The organism is Rhodococcus sp. PML026 (assembly GCF_000963615.1).
Taxonomy (GTDB): domain Bacteria; phylum Actinomycetota; class Actinomycetes; order Mycobacteriales; family Mycobacteriaceae; genus Rhodococcoides; species Rhodococcoides fascians.
On the sequence record NZ_KQ031372.1, the window covers coordinates 16,162 to 32,860 of the forward strand.

Below are 16,699 nucleotides of genomic sequence, written 5' to 3' on the forward strand. Positions count from 1 at the left end.
CGTGGGTACCCTCGTGGAATGACAAATCCGGACGACCCGCGAGCACCTCGAGATCGCGATCAGGACGCGGCGCAGCAGCCGGAGTCATCCCAGCCGACCCAGGACTACGGGCACCCAGGTGCCCAGCAGTACCCGGACGCCCAGCAGTATCCGGATGCCCAGCAGTATCCGGGCGCTCAGCCGACGGAGGCGTATCCGACCCAGGCCTATGACAATCCGGACCCGCAGGCGTACCCACCGGGCTACCAGCCGACGCAGGCGTTCCCGCCCTTCGACCCGGCGCAGCAGGCGGCCGCGAACCAGGCCTACGGACAGGCCCCGGGATACGACACCCAGCAATACGGTCACACCCAGCAGTACGGTCACACCCAGCAGTTCGGACAACCACAGCAGTTCGGGGGCACCCAGCAGTTCGGGGGTGCGCCGCCGCCGCAGGAGCCGAACAGCGTCGATTCCGGCAGTAAGGGGCCCCGTCCGTGGGTTCTGGCGCTGATCGGGCTCGTTGTGCTCGTCATCGTCGTCTCGTTCGGGATTGCGTTTCTGAGCGGCGGGCGCGACGAACCGGGCACCACCGCCGCGCCACCGTCCACCTCCATCCGGCCCTCGCCGTCCAGCGCGCCCACGACCACGCCGCGGCCCACGGAATCGGGTGCGACAACCACACCCGAGCTCATCCCGGGCGGCATTCCCGAGATCCTCGGCCAGCTCGGCTCGTCGGTGGGAACGATCAACGCCAACGACGGTTCGACTCTTACGCTCGACGGCCTCGACGGCGCTCCGGTCACAGTGCAAACCACACCGCAGACCCAGATAATCTCGTTGTCCGGTCGCGATCTCGCGTCGTTGGCCGTCGGTGCTTTCGTCGTGGTGCAGGGCGAGGCCGTCGAGGACGGAATCATCCGTGCGAACGTCATCATCGAGACCCCCAAGCTCGGAGGGTAAGGCGGGAGTGGAGCCTGCGGAATGACCCGCAGCTCTCCGTGCGGCTCCTATGACCGTTCACAGGAGTCGGCGGCCGTGGACGGGCGCGAGGTGGAAGTCGATTAAGGTGGTTCGCGATGACGGCAATGTGGTTCGGCCTGGCGGTAATTGCACTCGTGGGCGCAGCAGCGCTGCTCTACATCGACCGATCCAAGCGAGATCGATCCGGTCGGGTACGGCAGATGTGGGCCAAGGCCCAGGGGTACGAGTACCGACCCCACGACCGAGAGCTGGTCACCCAGTTCTCGCGCGCCGCGCTGTCCAAGCCCGAGTTCGATGTGGCTCTCGGCGTCGTCACCGGAGTTCGGCGTGGTGAGGAGTTCGTACTCTTCGACGTCGAGGAGACGGGCACCATCGTGGCCGTCCAGCGTTCCGTCGGCTCCGATGTCGATATCGACCTGAGGCCCCGCTCGACGCCACCTCCGCGCGACGAGGACATGCAACTGCTCGGGTCCATCGGACCGCGAGTGGTGTTCGCCACCGACGTCGACATCGCTCGTCGTGTCTGTGACCAGCGGATGGCGGCGTTCACCGAGTCGATTCCCGAGAATCTGCAGCTGTTGTGGAGTGAACAGGACTGGACTCTCGGATCGATGCCCCTGACCAGCTCGGGGCGCGATTGGGATGCCGCGATCGATGCGGTGGCGCGACTGTCGGGGATGCTTCACGTTCTGCCGCCGGTGCGCGGTAGCGCGGTGTACGGCTCGCGTCCGGGCGGCGGCGAGTCCGTTCGTGATCGAAGCGATCCGGGTCGACCGTTGGTGCAGGAACCGCGCGTCGGGCCGCCCCGCAACCAGCAGTCCGGAAACGTCCCGCCGCGCAGTGTCGAGCCTCGCGGTGTGGAGACGAGAAGTCCTGCTGCCGATTCTCGTCCGCAGGAGGCGACTCGACGGCCGAGTCCACCGAGGCCGGATCAGAGCGGACCGCAGGCCACTCGATCGGTGAATCCGGTGCGACCGGTACCGCGTCCGCCCGTGTCCCGTCCGATTCCGTTCGATGCGGATCGGCGACGCAACCAACCCTGATCATTCTCGGGCGTGCCTACCGGCCTCGGCGGCCGGGCACCGTTAAATTCGTACCTCGTGACGGTTTTCTCGGGCGTTGTGGTCCTCGTGCTGGTACTCGTCGTTCTCGGCTACGTCCTGAGTGTGGTGCGCCGCCTCGCGCGGTACCGCGGTCTGGCCGAGCAGAGCGCACGGCTCGTCGACATCGAGCTAGAGCGTCGATACGACCAACTGCAACCGTTTCTGGCTGCGGCCGAGTCGGCGGACCTGTCGGGCGACCTGCAGCGTCAGCTCGCCGGAGCGCGTTCGTGGTCCAAGGCAGTCCGTGATCGCGGACTGGGCCTGCAGGCGCAGGCTGCCGCCGAGAACGCTCTGTCCGCCGCCTTCCATGCGGTTCTCGACGACGCCGAAGCGCGCCGCAGTGTCGTCGGCAACTGGGCGTTCCAGGGGCCGGCCGGCGAACTGACGGTCACCGAGAAGCGGATTGCCGGCGCGGTGCGGGTGTACAACGACACGGCGTATCAGCTGTCCGAGGCCGTCGGATCGTTCCCCTCGTCGCTGGTCGCGAAGGCTCGCTCGGTGACCGCGCCCGAACCGTTCGTCGAAACCAAGGAGTCCCTGGACGAGCACCGCGCCGCCGAGGTCGCCGCGTAGGGGATCGCTGCGCCCAGTACCCGGGTGCGGGTGGTCGAGAATCTCGGTGGGTAAGTTCGTACCGACCCGACCGCCTCATGGCACGACGAGAGGAACCCGAACATGGCCGACAGCGCTGCGAATTCGGACAGGCAGGAACTGGCCGATCTGGTGAAAGAGCTCGCCGTCGTGCACGGGAAGGTGACGTTGTCCTCGGGCAAGGAAGCCGACTACTACGTGGATCTGCGTCGGGCGACCCTCCATCATCGCGCAGGTGCCTTGATCGGTTCGCTGATGCGCGAACTCGTCGCCGACTGGGATTTCGCGTCGGTCGGCGGTTTGACGATGGGCGCAGATCCCGTAGCGATGGCGATCATGCACGCGCAGGGCCGGCCGATCGACGCATTCGTGGTGCGCAAGGCAGCGAAGGCGCACGGTATGCAGCGTCAGATCGAGGGACCGGACATCGTCGGCAAACGTGTTCTGGTGGTGGAAGATACGACGACGACCGGCAATTCGCCCCTGACCGCGGTTCGAGCCCTGCGCGACGCGGGCGCGACGGTGGTCGGGGTCGCCACTGTCGTGGACCGGGCGACGGGTGCGGACGATGTGATCGCCGCCGAAGGGCTGGAATACCGATCACTGCTGGGCTTGGCAGACCTCGGTCTGTAGCCACTGTCGCGGCCGGACCGGGGGCCCGGCCGCGACAGTGATTGTCTACAAGCCTGTTTCAGCGAATCAGCTGCGCGACGACGACGAAGTTGTCGTCGGTCGGCTCGCCGCCTTGGACGTCGCAGTTGGCCAGGATCAATCGTCCAGGTACCGATTTGCGAAGGTCGTTGTCCGCCAACAGAGATCCCTTCGGGAGCGGGCCTACCGATTCGACGGCGTACTCCACAGTGCCGGTGGCCGTTCGTAGCACCACAGTATCTCCAGGTGTCACCACCCGGAGTGCCTTGAACGGTGCATCACGCTTCGAATAGTTGTGTCCGGCAACGACAACGGTTTGTTCGGTGTCGGTTCCTGGCATTCCGCTCTCGGCCCACCACGCGGGTAGTTCGTCCACCGGGTTCAGCACCTGCCCGCTTTCCCCGCCGCGATAGAGGGGGTCCGGATGAATGGGACTGCTCAGATAGGTCGACCCGTCCGCCGAGCGCAGCTCGATGTACTCCGGTCGAGAGGGGGCGACATCGCCCGTCGGTGCAGCCCCCGAGATCTGTGACTGCACCGGCGAACGATCGGGTGCGGCGATCCCGACTTCGTCACTCGCACAACCTGATACGAGAAGAACGAACGTCAGGATCGCCGTCCACAGCCAGCGGGTGTTACGAGGTGGCATCGGTGGAGCTGCGGCGACGCAGGTAGAACGCGCCACCGGCAGCTGCGACGACGACCACGCCGACACCGGCCAGGATCACCGGGGTGTTCGACGAGCTGTCCGAAGCGCCCGACGCCTCGTTCGAGGAATCGCCGAGTGCCAGATCGACCGGCGGGAGCTCTCCGGCCACGCTGACGACGCCGTTGTCGTCGGTGGTGAAGTAGTCCGCGACGGTGAAGGATCCGTCCTCGTTCTTGACGCCGACGAGCGAGACTCCGGTCTTGTCGACGACGACGGTGTTCTCGTCGACCTCGGTGACGGGTACGTCTTCCTTCACGGTGTTGCCGAGGTTGATGGTCCACTCGAACTTCGGTCCGCTGGCTGCCAATTCGGCTGCCTCGGCCTTGAGATCGGCCTCGGCCTTCGCCTTGGCGTCGGCTTCGGTCTTGGCGGCCGTTGCGGCGTCCTGAGCCGTCTTCAGCGTGGCTGCTGCCTCCGTGGCCTTGGTCTTGGCGGTCGCGGCTGCGTCGGTCTTGGCCTGCAGGTCGGCGTTCGCCGTCTCGACGGCCGTATTCGCCGTCACCAGTGCCGCTGCGGCTGCGTCGGCCTTGGCCTGCAACTCGGCGACATCGGCGTCCGACGGCGCGGAATCGAGTGCAGCCTGGGCAGCGGTTGCCGCCTCGGCCTTGGCGTCGGCATCGGCCTTTGCTGCGTCGGCTGCAGTGCGGGCGTCGGCTGCGGCCTTCTCGGATGCAGTGTCTTCACCTGCGGCGGCCTCGGCGGCGGCTTCGAGGTTCTTCGCGTTCTGCTCGGCCACTGCAGCCACTGCGGCAGCGGTCTGAGCCTCGATGTTCAGTGCCAGCGACTTCGCGGCAGTGGCAGCGGCAGCGCGAACTGCAGCGGTCACCTTGGCGAGATTGAAGTTCTTGAACGAATCCTGAACAGCGGTAACGGAATCCGCGAGCGCCTTGTTCGATGCGTCGGCATCGACCTTGGCGGTGGCGGCGAGTTCGGCCTTCGCGTCGGCGTCTGCACGAGCCGCCTCGGCTGCGGCGGTGGCGTCGGGGTCGCCCGAGACGGCTGCGGCTTCGAGCTCCTTCGCCTTCGCCTCTGCCTCGGCTGCGACTGTTGCAGCGCTGTCGGCGGCGGCCTTGGTTTCGTCGGCCTTGGTCTTCAGTTCGGCAGCGGTGTTCTTCGCTGCGGTGACCGCTGCGCTCGCTGCTGCGCTCTCGACCTTGGCGTTCGAGGCGGCCGTGACGGCGGCCTTGGCCTTGACGTCTGCCTCGGCAGCAGCAACCTCGGCCTTGGTGGCGTCGGTGCTCGCGGTGGCCTCGGCTGCCTTGGCCGTCTCGAGTCGTACCTGGGCGGCAGCCGATGCGGCTGCAGCTTCCTTGCTGGCGGCCTCGGCGTCGGCGATCGCCTTCTTCTCGGCGTCGGACAACTGCGGAATGACATCGAGATTGACTGTGGCCGTGCCGTCTTCGTTGAACACGACGCCGCCGGTGATCTGCGGCAGTGGACGAACGGCGGAGGGGGCTTCGGGTGTCGGGACTGCGGCTGCGGCGGCCGCGGCTGCGTCCTCGGACGTGACGGCCGGGACAGGTGCGTCGATCTGTCCTTCGGCTGTTGCGGTGCCCGATCCTTCTACTGCGGCACCCTGTTCGCCTGTGGGAGCGGCGGGTTCGACGCTTTCGGATTCTTCGCCCGCCGGTGCTTGAACCTCGGAGCTCTCTGGGGGCTCTTGTTGAGCACTGGCGATTCCCGGTGCGGCGATGGACAGGGACAGTGCCATGGCGGCCCCGGCTGCGGCGAGGCGCGCCTTCTTGGACCTGGCGATCGACTTCTGCGACATGGAGATTGTGGCCCTTCGGTCAGTGGCAGCAGTGAGCTGCGCGCACCCGTCCTCCCACGCGGAACGAGTGTTGTTGGTGAGTCACACGAACAACCGTGATGACGTGACCGTAAACCAACCGGACGGTACATCGAACCGAAAAGTCCTTTACTGAGGTATTGGTTACCAAAGTGTTACTGATGAGACGGATGTGACGAATGAGGCCATTGATACACGTCGACGGCCGAGAGCGATGCTCTCGGCCGTCGGATCCAGCGGTTGATCGAAAGGCTCAGTCGCCTACTGTCACCGCGCGGGCCTCGTCGATGCTGTGCGGTGCCGGCTCGTGTTCGTCCACGTGGGCGAGGACTTTTCGGCCGCTTGCAAGGACGACGATGGCCAGGGCCGTGCAGGCCGCGCCGACCCAGAACGGGACGTGCATGTTGGATTCACCGAGCTTGCCGGCCAGGTAGGGAGCAGCGGCACCGCCGGTGAAGCGGACGAAGCTGTAGGCCGCCGACGCGGTCGAGCGCTCCACCGGTGCCGAGATCATGACGGTCTCGGTGATCAGAGTGTTGTTGACGCCCAAGAACAAGCCGGCCACGACGGTTCCGACGATCAGGACGGTCTTGTTCTCGGTGAACATCGCCATGACGCCGAGGTCGACGGCGAAGAGCAGGAGCGAGAGCATCATCATGTTCAGCGTTCCGTAGGCCCGCTGCAGTCTCGGTGCGATGAACACCGATGCCACGGCCAGGCAGAGGCCCCAACCGAAGAAGATGAAACCGATCGAGTAGGTGCCCATGTCCAGGGGGAACGGGGTGTACGCCAGCAGGGTGAAGAATCCGTAGTTGTAGAGCAGTGCGGTGATGCCGACGGTCAGCAGTCCGCGGTGTCGCAGTGCCCGGAACGGATCGAGGATCGACGTGGTGTGCGCGGGCTTGGGGGTGTCCGGGAGCATGACGATCAGCAGGATGAATGCGATGGCCATCAGTACCGCGACGCCGAAGAACGGTCCGCGCCAGCTGAATCCGCCGAGTAGGCCGCCGACCAGCGGGCCGGTTGCTATTCCGATGCCCAGTGCGGCCTCGTAGAGGATGATCGCGCGGGCGACGCCGCCGGATGCTGCGCCGACGATGGTCGAGAGCGCCGTGGCGATGAACAGGGCGTTGCCCAGTCCCCAGCCGGCGCGGAATCCGATGATCTCGCCGACGGAACCGGACATGCCGGCGAGGGCGGCGAAGACCACGATGACGGCCAGGCCGGCCAGCAATGTGCGCTTGGGCCCGAATCGGCTGGACACGACGCCGGTGATGAGCATCGCGACGCCGGTGACGAGCATGTAGCTGGTGAACAGCAGCGACACCTGAGACGGCGAGGCGTGCAGTTGTTCGCCGATCGGCTTGAGGATCGGGTCGACCAGACCGATACCCATGAAGGCGATGACGCTGGCGAACGCGACGGCCCACACGGCGCGCGGTTGCTTCAGCAGGCTGTCGGGGGAGGTGCTGGTGGTCACGAAAGAGTTCCTCTCTTTTCGCGATCGACGGGTTCGAGGATGCTGCGAAGCTCGCTCAGGCCGTCGGTCAATTTCTGGATTTGTTCCGGGTCTCGGTCGGACAGGTACGGGACGAGTCCGTCGACGATGTGACGGCGACTCGCGGCGAGCCACCGATGGCCGGCCTCGGTCATCTCGACGAGCACGGCCCTCGAGTCGTCGGGGTCGGACGTCTTGGTCACCAGGCCGTTCTTGCCCAACTTCGCGAGCAGTGCCGTGGCCGAGGGCTGCGAGCATCGGTCCAACTCGGCGAAGGTGCTGATGCGCAAGGGCTGATACTCCTCGAGCAGCGACAGTGCCCGCATCCACGCTCTGGGCCATTCGTCGCTGCCGAACCGGGCAGCCAAGCGAACGAAGCGTGACGAACTGGTGACCAGCTCCGAGACCAGATCTTTGAGGTCGTCGTGGGAATGGCTCACCGGTTTATTGTTACATACACTAACTATCTATCGCAATGCGAGGCTCACCTGCCGTTGAAATCGGGTGGGGTGAGCTCGGGGAGTGAGAGCGGATCAGTGTCGACTCAGTAGATCGGCGATCTCGCGATCCCACTCGGCGTTTCGGCGCCCGTCATATCGGAAGCGCATGACGTAGTAGAAGCCGATCAGCGCAGTGGCCGCCAGGATCCAACTTCCGACGGCACTGAAGATCGCGGCAGCGACGACATCCGACGAGGTCAGTGGCCGCAGGCTCAGCTCGCCGGCGTCGTTCACCCAGATCTGAGCGGTCGTACCTACCGGCGACCCGGTGTCGACGCTGACGCGGCCGGTGTGCTCGACGCCTCGGTAGACCCACTGCGAGGGAACGGCCGTCACGGCTCCACCGTTGGTGGAGTCGAAGCTGGTCGCGGCAGTCGGTGCCACGGTTGCGACATCGGTCGTGGTGGCCGTCACCTGGTGGATCGACGTGCGCTGCTCATCGAGTCGTTGCTGCTGCTCGGAGTAGGCACCGGTGCCGATCCACAGCGAGAACGGCACCATGACGATCAACAGGGTGACGACCCAGCGCTTGATCTGTGCCTGGCGGAGGTCGCAGTCGCGGAGAAGCGGATTGGGGTAGCCGGCGACCTCGTCACCTGCGATGCGAGTGTGCCCGGTGAGTTTGCGGCGCATGATGGTCCCCAGTGCTTTCGAAAATGATCCGACCGACCTGTCCACGATGCCCACGCTCACTGCGAGTATCAAGCGATAGGGGTCAGGGTCACATGTGACGGTCGTTATGACGGATTCGCCCCGGAAAGGTCGGAAGTGAACTTCGATCGGGTGGGATGTGCCCGCGTTGCCGCGTCGGTAGCAGGTGCGGTGACAGTGCTCGGGGCGTGGAGGGGCTCGGCACGGCTGCAGAAGATTGCCAAGCCGCTGATCGTTCCTGCATTGGCCACCGCCCTCGATCCAGCACACGACCGGGTGCTGGCGACGGGTCTGGTCGCCGCCACCATCGGCGACTTGCTGTTGATCGACCCGGACGACGACTCGGCGCTCGAACTCGGTGCCACTGCATTCGGAGTCATGCAGAGTTGCTACACGTTTCTGCTGTGGCGTCGTGGTGCGCGACCGGTTCTGCTGGACGCCGTTCCGCGATACGCGGGCTGGCTGGCCGCGTCGATCCTGCTGGCTCGACGCCAACCGGCGGTCGCCCCGACCCTGTCGGCCTACGGCGGCGTGCTCGCGACGACGTCGACGTTGTCTGCGCGGTCGGTCTCGCGTGGGGGTGATCGCCGGCTCGTCGTGGGCGGCATCCTGTTCACGGTGTCCGACGCGCTGATCGTCCACCGACGACTGTTCCTCACCGACGAACGGCAGCGCCGCACGGCGGAGGCGGTGATCCTGTCCACGTACGTGGCCGCTCAGATGCTGCTCGTCGACGCCCTGGCCACTACTCGTCGACGCCGTGACGGGGAAGCAGCAGAACCCGCTCTCGATGGGCCGGGTCCACTCGAACAGCGATGACCGTGCCCGGCTCGAAGTGTGCGGTGTCGGCTCGGGGAATGCCGTAGACGATCTTGCCGAAGTAGCTGCTCGAGCCCGGCACGGTGAACTCCAGGTCCAGCTCGGCGGTGTCGTCGTCGATGCGCCGGATCGCGTCCACCGTCGCCCACCCCTCGACGCCGTGTTCGATCAGATCCTTCTGCTCGCGCGTGGGGCGTCCGGCGATCATCATGGCCAGGCCGAGGGCCGCGCCGAATCCGGCCACCAGGGCTGCCAACTGGTACGGCAATGTGCCGGGCGGGGTCTTGTCCACGAGCCAGCCGATCCAGACTGCCAGCACTATCGAATAGCCGATCGCCACGACGACGACGGCTCGCACGATCCTCGAGTCGTTCACTTCGGTACTCCTGTGCCGTCGGGAGACGGCGTTCGATCGATCGGAGATTGGGGGTTACTCGTAAGTAGGGTTACATGTACGGTGATCGATGTGACTCGACCTACTGTCTTCATCTCAGGTGCCGCGGCCGGCATCGGCCGTGCAACGGCACTCAAGTTCGCTGCCAACGGTTACCTCGTCGGTGCGTACGACATCGACGAGACCGGTTTGGCGTCACTCGGCAAGGAAGCTGCTTCGCTCAGCGGTCGAGTGTTCACCGGTACTTTGGATGTAACCAACTCCGACCAGTGGGAAACCCGGTTGAAGGAGTTCGTTGCCGAGGGTGACGGTCGACTCGACATCCTGATCAACAACGCCGGAATCCTCGCTGCAGGGGCCTTCGAAGACATGCCGCTCTCGGTGCATCGCCGCCAGATCGACATCAACGTCAACGGCGTCGTCTACGGCACCCACGCTGCATTCCCCTACCTCAGGGACACCCCGGGCGCGCAGGTCGTCAACCTGTGCTCGGCCTCGGCCATCTACGGTCAGCCCGAGTTGGTGACGTACGGCGCATCCAAGTTCGCGGTACGTGGCATCACCGAGGCGTTGGATCTCGAATGGAGCAAGTACGACATCGCGGTCAAGGCCATGTGGCCGCTGTTCGTCCAGACGGCGATGACCGAGAAGATCTCGACGGGCACCACGAGCTCGTTGGGCATCAAGCTCACCGTCAAAGATGTGTCCGACGCGATCTTCGACGCCACCCGTCCGGTGAAGCGTCGGTTGCACAAGGTGCACTTCCCGGTCGGACTGCCCTCCAAGGCGCTCTCGCTCGGTTCACGGTTCTCGCCTGCGTGGCTCACCCGTGAAGTCAACCGCCGTCTGAGCCACACCTAGAACGCCGCACCGGACGATGCCGGCGCTGCGCCGGTATCGTCTGTCTTTCGAGCAGTAGGTGTCGAAAGGTGGGTCGGGTTTTCTTCATGCTGAGCACGGTGCGGTCGAGCAGGACAAGACAATTCGGGACAGTGCGATTCGGAACGGTGCGGGCGTGGGCGGTCGCTGTCGGGGTCGGGTCGGCGCTCGTCCTCACCGGCTGCAGTAGCGAGCCGGCTGCGCAAGCGCCGCCTCCGTCGTCGACCACCACCCCCGTGCCGACCACCACGACGACCGCACCGACCACGACTCCGCCGCCGGTGACGACCACGTCGGAAGCGCCGCCGCCCCCGCCGGTCGAACCACCCCCACCGGTCGCGGAGCCGCAGACGACGTATGCCGCGATCGGCGGGGCCTATTACTTCACCTCGCCCGACGGACTGTTCCAATGCGGCATCGTGCCGCTGTCGAGTCGCACCGAGGCCGGGTGTCAAGGTACGACCACCCCGGTCCCGCCGCGGCCCGACGACTGCATGATCAACTGGGGCAACGGTATTCGCGTGACCAACGACGGTCCCGCGGCATTCATGTGTTCCGGGGGAGTGGTGTACACCTCGGGTGGCGAATCGATGGATCCGCCGCTGGCTGTCGGTGCGACCATCGCCGAGGGTGGCTACACCTGTACCTCGGCCGAGAACGGTATCTCGTGCGCGAACGACGCCACCGGTCACGGATTCCGGATCGCGCCCGACAGTAACGAAATCTATTGAGCGAGAACGAGATCGACGGCCAACCGGCCGAAGCCGGTCCCACCGAATGGGGTGAGAACCCGAACGGCGTCGGCCCGTGGTCGGACACCCACGACGAGCCGCCGCCCGACGACCCGCGGCTGGACCCCGAACTGCTCGCCGCCGGTGATCGACGCAATGTCGTCGACGCATATCGATACTGGCGACGCGAGGCCATAGTCGCCGACATCGACACTCGCCGTCATTCACTGCACGTCGCCATCGAGAACTTCGCGAACGACGCGAACATCGGCACCGTGGTGCGCACGGCCAACGCTTTCGCTGCACAGGCGGTGCACATCGTCGGGCGGCGTCGATGGAACCGTCGCGGCGCGATGGTCACCGACCGGTACCAACACATTCACCACCACGATTCGGTGGAGGCGCTGATGGCGTTCGCCGAGGACCAGGGACTCGTCGTCGTCGCCGTCGACAACACCCCGGGCTCGGTGCCGATCGAAACGGCTGAATTGCCGCGCAACTGCCTGCTGCTGTTCGGTCAGGAGGGTCCCGGCGTCTCCGATAGCGCGCGGGAGTCCGCGTCCATGACGGTCTCGATCGCGCAATTCGGGTCGACACGCAGCATCAATGCCGGTGTTGCGGCCGGGATTGCGATGCACTCGTGGATTCGTCGCCACGCCGATCTCGATACCGCATGGTGAAGACAGGGCCTTACCAGGACGGGATGTAACGGTTCGGCAACGGTAGTGGCAGGATTGCGGGTATGCAGGAGTTGTGGTCGCAGCGTGCCGACGCTGCGGAGGGGGCCGTCGTCGCACGGCACATGCGTCGGCTGTGGGGACTGCCCGGTACGGCGCTCGGAGTCGTCGCGTGGCCGCCCGTCAAGCATGAGCGTGCCTTCCTGCGCTGGCACTACTGGTGGCAGGCACACCTGCTCGACTGCGCAGTGGATGCCGCCGACCGCGAACTCACCACAAAACGTCGACGACGCCTGACGAAAATCACCCGCGCGCACCGCACCCGAAACCTCACCGGCTGGACCAACAACTACTACGACGACATGGCCTGGCTCGGGTTGGCTCTCGAACGTGCGCAGCGTCAGCACTTCGTCGGAAACCGCAGCGGCATCCAGCAGATCGAGATGGAACTGTTCGACGCCTGGGCTCCGGCCGAAGGCGGCGGCATCCCGTGGCGCAAGAAATCCGACTTCTACAACGCGCCGGCCAACGGCCCGGCCGCGATCATGCTCGCCCGCACCGGTCGGCTCTGGCGGGCCCAGGAGATGTCGGACTGGATGGACCGCACCCTGCGTGACTCGCGCACCGGATTGATCCTCGACGGCATGCATTCCACCCGCGCCCTCGTCGACGCGGGCAAGTCCGGCGAGGTCGAACGCGCGATCTACAGCTACTGCCAGGGCGTCGCACTCGGCCTGGAAACCGAACTCGCACTCCGTCTCGGCGAGCCGAGGCACGCGCAGCGTGTCCACGCGCTGGTCGACGCCGTCGAGAACCACCTCACCCGCAACCTCGTCATCACCGGCGGCGGCGGGGGAGACGGGGGCCTGTTCAACCCGATCCTCGCGCGCTACCTCGCGTTGGTGGCCACCGAACTACCCGGCGACACCGACGCCGACGACCGTGCACGAGAGGTTGCGGCCGCAATCGTCCTCGCCTCGGCCGAGGCCGCATGGGAGAACAGACTCGAAGTGGAGGACAACCCACTGTTCGGTGCCGACTGGACCCGCGAAGCACGATTCCCGGGGCAGGGCCTGCACATCGCCACCTTCGCCGAGGGAACGGTCCGACCGTCTGAGGTGCCCGAACGCGACCTGTCCGTGCAACTCGGTGGCTGGATGCTCATGGAAGCGGCCTACCGCGTCTGCGCTGCTGGATTCTAGGTCGTTCCGCAGGCTGCACTCCCGCGGATTCTAGGTCGTTCCGCAGGCTGCACTCCCGCCGGTTTTCAGGTCGTTCCGGGTCCTACTCGACAACCTCGTCGACGACGATCGTCTCTTCGGGACGCGCCATTTCCTTGCGGTATTGCCAGATGCCCAGACCCGTTCCGACGACCAGCAGCACGATCATGCTGATCAGCACCGCGGGCATCAGCCACGGGATGCGTTGGATGAACGAGCCGAAGTAGAAGCCGACGAGCAACAGCACCGGTGCCCAGATGATCGCGCCCAGAGTGCTGGCGATGGTGTAGCGACGGTGATCCATCTTCGCGGCCCCGGCGACCATCGGGCACAGTGTGCGCACCCACGGGATCCAACGCGCGACGAGAACCGCCCAGAATCCGTGCTTTTCCAGCAGCAGATTGACCTTGTGCAGGTTCTTGGTGTTGAGGTACTTGCCGTTCTTGCGGGCCACCAGCGTCGAACCGGTTCGGTGGCCGATCATGTATCCCACCTGGTTGCCCGCGATCGCCGCGACCATCGCACCGACCGAGAGAGCCCAGATGTGGCCGGTGCCCGACGCGTGCGTCGCCATGACGATGCCCGCAGTGATCAGCATCGAGTCACCGGGTAGGAACAGGCCGATGATCACCGCGCATTCGATGAACACGAATGCCATCACGATCACCCACACGACCAGCGGACCCGCCGACTGCAGCGGTCCGAAACTGCCGACGGCCTCGGTGGACACGGTCTGCAGTGCGGTGGCGGTCAATGCTGTGGCGCTCAGTGACACGGGCTCGATCGCTTTCGGAATTTCTCGATCAGGACTTGGAGTCCGGGGCGTCGGCTTCGATCGCGTCGGCTGCTTCCCCGAGTGGAGTCTTGCGGGCCTTGATCATGCGCTTGCCGACCTCGATCACGATGGGCAGTACGGACACGGCGACGATCAGCAGGAAGATGATGTCGACGTGGTCGCGGATGAACGCGATCTGTCCGAGCAGGTACCCCAGAACCGTGACACCCGCGCCCCACAGGATGCCGCCGACGACGTTGTACGTCAGGAACAGCGAGTACTTCATGTGCGACGCACCGGCGACGACCGGCGCGAACGTCCGCACGATGGGTACGAATCTCGCCAGGATGATCGTGATCGGGCCGTGCTTCTCGAAGAAGACGTGCGACTCGTCGATGTACTTCTTCTTGAAGAATCGGGCGTCGTTCGTCTTGAACAGGGCGGCACCACCCTTGGTGCCGATGAGGAAACCGACCTGGTCGCCGAGGATCGCCGCGATGGGAATCAGGATGACCAGCGTCCAGATGGACGCGAAGGGCTCGATCTCGGTGGACTTCGACGCCGCGATCAGGCCGGCTGTGAAGAGCAACGAGTCGCCGGGCAGCAGCGGGAACAGCAGGCCGGACTCGATGAACACCACCAGCAGCAGACCGATCAGGACCCAGTGACCGAAGGAATTGAGCAGGTTCACCGGATCGAGGAAACCGGGCAACAGGGCCAGATTCGTCGTCACCGATTCCGAAGCAGCAAGAAGACTCACCGCGCCCACACTACCGGCCGAAACCGGCAACTCCTGAACAGTCGGTGTCGGCCGACCGTGAACTCGATGGCCTGTTCGGCACCCCTCGACGGACAACCACCCGGGAGGGACGTGAGCGGGTACGCACGACACCGAGCCCGGAGGTTGCCATACTGCACAGGACACAATCGAACTTTCAATGGAGGAATGACGCCGTGCCTATCGCAACTCCCGAGGTCTACGCCGAGATGCTGGGCCGGGCGAAGGAACACAAGTTCGCCTTCCCGGCAATCAACTGTGTGGGTTCCGAGTCCATCAACGCCGCCATCAAAGGCTTCGCCGACGCGGGTAGCGACGGCATCATCCAGTTCTCGACCGGCGGCGCAGAATTCGGCTCCGGCCTGGGTGTGAAGAGCATGGTCACCGGCGCTGTCGCGCTCGCCGAGTTCGCTCACGTCGTGGCTGCCGAATACGACGTCACGATCGCGCTGCACACCGACCACTGCCCCAAGGACAAGCTGGACACCTATGTGCGTCCGCTGCTCGCGATCTCGCAGGAGCGCGTCGACGCCGGCAAGAACCCGCTGTTCCAGTCGCACATGTGGGACGGATCGGCCGTGCCGATCGACGAGAACCTGGAGATCGCGAAGGATCTGCTGGCCCGCGCTGCGGCCGCGAAGATCATCCTGGAGATCGAAATCGGTGTCGTCGGCGGCGAGGAAGACGGCGTCGAGGCCGAGATCAACGACAAGCTGTACACGTCGAACGAGGACTTCCTCAAGACCGTCGAGGCACTCGGTGCCGGAGACGCCGGCTCGCGCTACCTGCTGGCGGCGACGTTCGGCAACGTGCACGGCGTCTACAAGCCGGGCAACGTCAAGCTCAAGCCGTCCGTTCTCGCCGACGGTCAGCGTGTGGCCAGCGAGAAGCTCGGCCTGGCATCGGGCTCGAAGCCGTTCGACTTCGTCTTCCACGGCGGATCGGGCTCGGCGAAGAGCGAAATCGAAGAGGCGCTCGAGTACGGAACGGTGAAGATGAACGTCGACACCGATACCCAGTACGCATTCAGCCGCCCGATCGCCGGACACTTCTTCTCCAACTACGACGGTGTGCTCAAGATCGACGGCGAGGTGGGCAACAAGAAGGCCTACGACCCGCGCAGCTACCTCAAGAAGGCAGAAGCCGGAATGACGGCCCGTGTGATCGAGGCCTGCAACGACCTGAAGTCGGCCGGACGCAGCGTCAGCGCCGGATAAGCGGCTGCACCCCATGTGAGCGGAACCTCGTAGCCCACTACGTGTTCAGTCTGGGGACATATGAGACACGAGATGTCCACGGACATGTGACACACGGGCTGTGATGATGCTGCGGGGCACTGTGACCGGCTATGGAGTAATCCATGGCCAGATCGGATGCCCGGATGAACCTGCTCGACGCCACCTTGACCGCATGGATCATCGAGGGAGCCGACGTCTTCGACGAACGAGGCCTGTCAGGCTTCTGCGCCGATCACGGGCTCTCCCGCAGTACCGCCAACCGTCACGCCGCCCGGATCCGAGAACGGGGCCGGTGGGAACTCGACTCCCGCCGGCCCCGCTCGAGCCCGACACGCACCCCCGACACCATCGAAGCCCGCATCATCGCGCTCCGCGGCGAATTGGGCCGCGACAACGGTGCCGACAACATCCGCTACGAGCTGACCAAGATTGCCGCCGAACATGATTGGGCCGGCAAAGGCTGGAAGGTCCCGGCCCGATCGACCATCAACAACATCCTCACCCGCCACGGCCTGGTGACCCCGGAACCCAAGAAGCGACCCAAATCGTCCTACCGCCGGTTCCAATACGCCCGACCCCGTGACTGCTATCAGATCGACGCCACCGAAGTCGTACTCTCCGGCGGCGGGAAAGCCACCGTCTTCGAGGTTCTCGACGACTGCACCCGCACCCTCGTCGCGACGTACGTCTGCCACGCCGAGACCACCGCCGGAGCCATCACCGCCATCGGCAG

18 protein-coding genes and 1 pseudogene are annotated in these 16,699 nt (G+C 65.4%); 11 read left to right on the forward strand and 8 right to left on the reverse strand.

All coding sequences use genetic code 11. The features are described 5' to 3' along the window. The first annotated feature begins 18 nt into the window (after positions 1–18). From VF34_RS10340 to pyrE, 4 genes are all read left to right on the forward strand, one after another. Positions 19–942 (forward strand): DUF5666 domain-containing protein, encoded by a 924-nt coding sequence (locus VF34_RS10340; RefSeq protein ID WP_052718659.1) that lies wholly within the window; start codon positions 19–21, stop codon positions 940–942. A gap of 125 nt (positions 943–1,067) precedes the next feature. Next, a complete protein-coding gene (locus VF34_RS10345; RefSeq protein WP_032364973.1) occupies positions 1,068–2,006 on the forward strand; it encodes a type III secretion system chaperone family protein in 939 nt (312 codons plus the stop codon). 57 nt (positions 2,007–2,063) lie between these two features. Continuing rightward, positions 2,064–2,639 carry a LemA family protein gene (locus VF34_RS10350; RefSeq protein WP_032373676.1) on the forward strand — a complete coding sequence of 192 codons (576 nt, stop codon included), beginning with the start codon at positions 2,064–2,066 and terminating at the stop codon, positions 2,637–2,639. Between the two features lie 102 nt (positions 2,640–2,741). Then, a complete protein-coding gene (pyrE, locus tag VF34_RS10355) occupies positions 2,742–3,290 on the forward strand; it encodes an orotate phosphoribosyltransferase (protein ID WP_027494314.1) in 549 nt (182 codons plus the stop codon). 58 nt (positions 3,291–3,348) lie between these two features. Here the strand turns inward: pyrE and VF34_RS10360 are convergent, their stop codons facing one another. The 5 genes from VF34_RS10360 to VF34_RS10380 all read right to left on the reverse strand — a co-directional run bounded on the left by VF34_RS10360 (position 3,349) and on the right by VF34_RS10380 (position 8,482). After that, a complete protein-coding gene (locus VF34_RS10360) occupies positions 3,349–3,846 on the reverse strand; it encodes a class F sortase (RefSeq protein ID WP_230595207.1) in 498 nt (165 codons plus the stop codon). Positions 3,847–3,943: 97 nt separating this feature from the next. Beyond that, entirely contained in the window at positions 3,944–5,788 is a 1,845-nt protein-coding gene (locus tag VF34_RS10365; RefSeq protein ID WP_045841390.1) for a hypothetical protein, read from the reverse strand. Between the two features lie 271 nt (positions 5,789–6,059). After that, entirely contained in the window at positions 6,060–7,286 is a 1,227-nt protein-coding gene (locus VF34_RS10370) for an MFS transporter (RefSeq protein WP_027494311.1), read from the reverse strand. Beyond that, complete coding sequence (locus tag VF34_RS10375) at positions 7,283–7,744, reverse strand: MarR family winged helix-turn-helix transcriptional regulator (protein WP_032364936.1); 462 nt, start codon at positions 7,742–7,744, stop codon at positions 7,283–7,285. The genes VF34_RS10370 and VF34_RS10375 overlap by 4 nt, the downstream gene beginning before the upstream one ends. Before the next feature lie 93 nt (positions 7,745–7,837). Beyond that, entirely contained in the window at positions 7,838–8,482 is a 645-nt protein-coding gene (locus tag VF34_RS10380) for an Rv1733c family protein (RefSeq protein WP_155289523.1), read from the reverse strand. Positions 8,483–8,572: 90 nt separating this feature from the next. Here VF34_RS10380 and VF34_RS10385 point away from each other — a divergent pair, with 90 nt between their 5' ends. Beyond that, positions 8,573–9,274 (forward strand): lysoplasmalogenase family protein, encoded by a 702-nt coding sequence (locus VF34_RS10385; protein ID WP_045841393.1) that lies wholly within the window; start codon positions 8,573–8,575, stop codon positions 9,272–9,274. Here VF34_RS10385 and VF34_RS10390 read toward each other — a convergent pair. Continuing rightward, positions 9,201–9,650, reverse strand: a complete 450-nt coding sequence (locus VF34_RS10390; protein WP_027494309.1) for a hypothetical protein — start codon at positions 9,648–9,650, stop codon at positions 9,201–9,203. The two genes, VF34_RS10385 and VF34_RS10390, sit on opposite strands and share 74 nt — an antisense overlap. Positions 9,651–9,740: 90 nt before the next feature. Between VF34_RS10390 and VF34_RS10395 the strand changes: the two genes are divergently transcribed. From VF34_RS10395 to VF34_RS10410, 4 genes are all read left to right on the forward strand, one after another. Beyond that, positions 9,741–10,529, forward strand: coding sequence for an SDR family oxidoreductase (locus tag VF34_RS10395; RefSeq protein ID WP_027494308.1), 789 nt, complete (start codon positions 9,741–9,743; stop codon positions 10,527–10,529). A gap of 86 nt (positions 10,530–10,615) precedes the next feature. Then, positions 10,616–11,278 (forward strand): DUF6636 domain-containing protein, encoded by a 663-nt coding sequence (locus tag VF34_RS10400; RefSeq protein WP_442970634.1) that lies wholly within the window; start codon positions 10,616–10,618, stop codon positions 11,276–11,278. Continuing rightward, positions 11,275–11,958: a TrmH family RNA methyltransferase gene (locus tag VF34_RS10405; RefSeq protein ID WP_045841394.1), complete on the forward strand. Its 684-nt coding sequence runs from the start codon at positions 11,275–11,277 to the stop codon at positions 11,956–11,958. The genes VF34_RS10400 and VF34_RS10405 overlap by 4 nt, the downstream gene beginning before the upstream one ends. A 62-nt stretch (positions 11,959–12,020) precedes the next feature. Next, positions 12,021–13,157, forward strand: coding sequence for a glycoside hydrolase family 76 protein (locus tag VF34_RS10410; RefSeq protein WP_032373679.1), 1,137 nt, complete (start codon positions 12,021–12,023; stop codon positions 13,155–13,157). 82 nt (positions 13,158–13,239) lie between these two features. On the opposite strand, the gene VF34_RS10415 is transcribed toward VF34_RS10410, so the two are convergent. Both VF34_RS10415 and VF34_RS10420 read right to left on the reverse strand, forming a co-directional pair. Further along, on the reverse strand, positions 13,240–13,905 hold the full coding sequence (locus VF34_RS10415) for a DedA family protein (protein ID WP_027494304.1): 666 nt from the start codon (positions 13,903–13,905) through the stop codon (positions 13,240–13,242). Between the two features lie 73 nt (positions 13,906–13,978). Then, the gene (locus tag VF34_RS10420) at positions 13,979–14,719 is read right to left on the reverse strand and encodes a VTT domain-containing protein (RefSeq protein ID WP_370878752.1); all 741 of its coding nucleotides are present in this window, start codon (positions 14,717–14,719) and stop codon (positions 13,979–13,981) included. Between the two features lie 185 nt (positions 14,720–14,904). Between VF34_RS10420 and fbaA the strand changes: the two genes are divergently transcribed. Then, positions 14,905–15,945, forward strand: a complete 1,041-nt coding sequence (gene fbaA / locus VF34_RS10425; protein ID WP_027494302.1) for a class II fructose-bisphosphate aldolase — start codon at positions 14,905–14,907, stop codon at positions 15,943–15,945. Between the two features lie 143 nt (positions 15,946–16,088). Then, positions 16,089–16,699 (forward strand): annotated as a pseudogene (locus tag VF34_RS25275) (IS481 family transposase); the annotation flags it as partial.

Bases quoted from the DNA above. Each gene is read 5' to 3' on its own strand.
- VF34_RS10340 (WP_052718659.1), top strand. From the start codon at position 19: ATGACAAATCCGGACGACCCGCGAGCACCTCGAGATCGCGATCAGGAC.
- VF34_RS10345 (WP_032364973.1), top strand. From the start codon at position 1,068: ATGTGGTTCGGCCTGGCGGTAATTGCACTCGTGGGCGCAGCAGCGCTG.
- pyrE (WP_027494314.1), top strand. From the start codon at position 2,742: ATGGCCGACAGCGCTGCGAATTCGGACAGGCAGGAACTGGCCGATCTG.
- VF34_RS10365 (WP_045841390.1), bottom strand. From the start codon at position 5,788: ATGTCGCAGAAGTCGATCGCCAGGTCCAAGAAGGCGCGCCTCGCCGCA.
- VF34_RS10400 (WP_442970634.1), top strand. From the start codon at position 10,616: ATGCTGAGCACGGTGCGGTCGAGCAGGACAAGACAATTCGGGACAGTG.
- VF34_RS10410 (WP_032373679.1), top strand. From the start codon at position 12,021: ATGCAGGAGTTGTGGTCGCAGCGTGCCGACGCTGCGGAGGGGGCCGTC.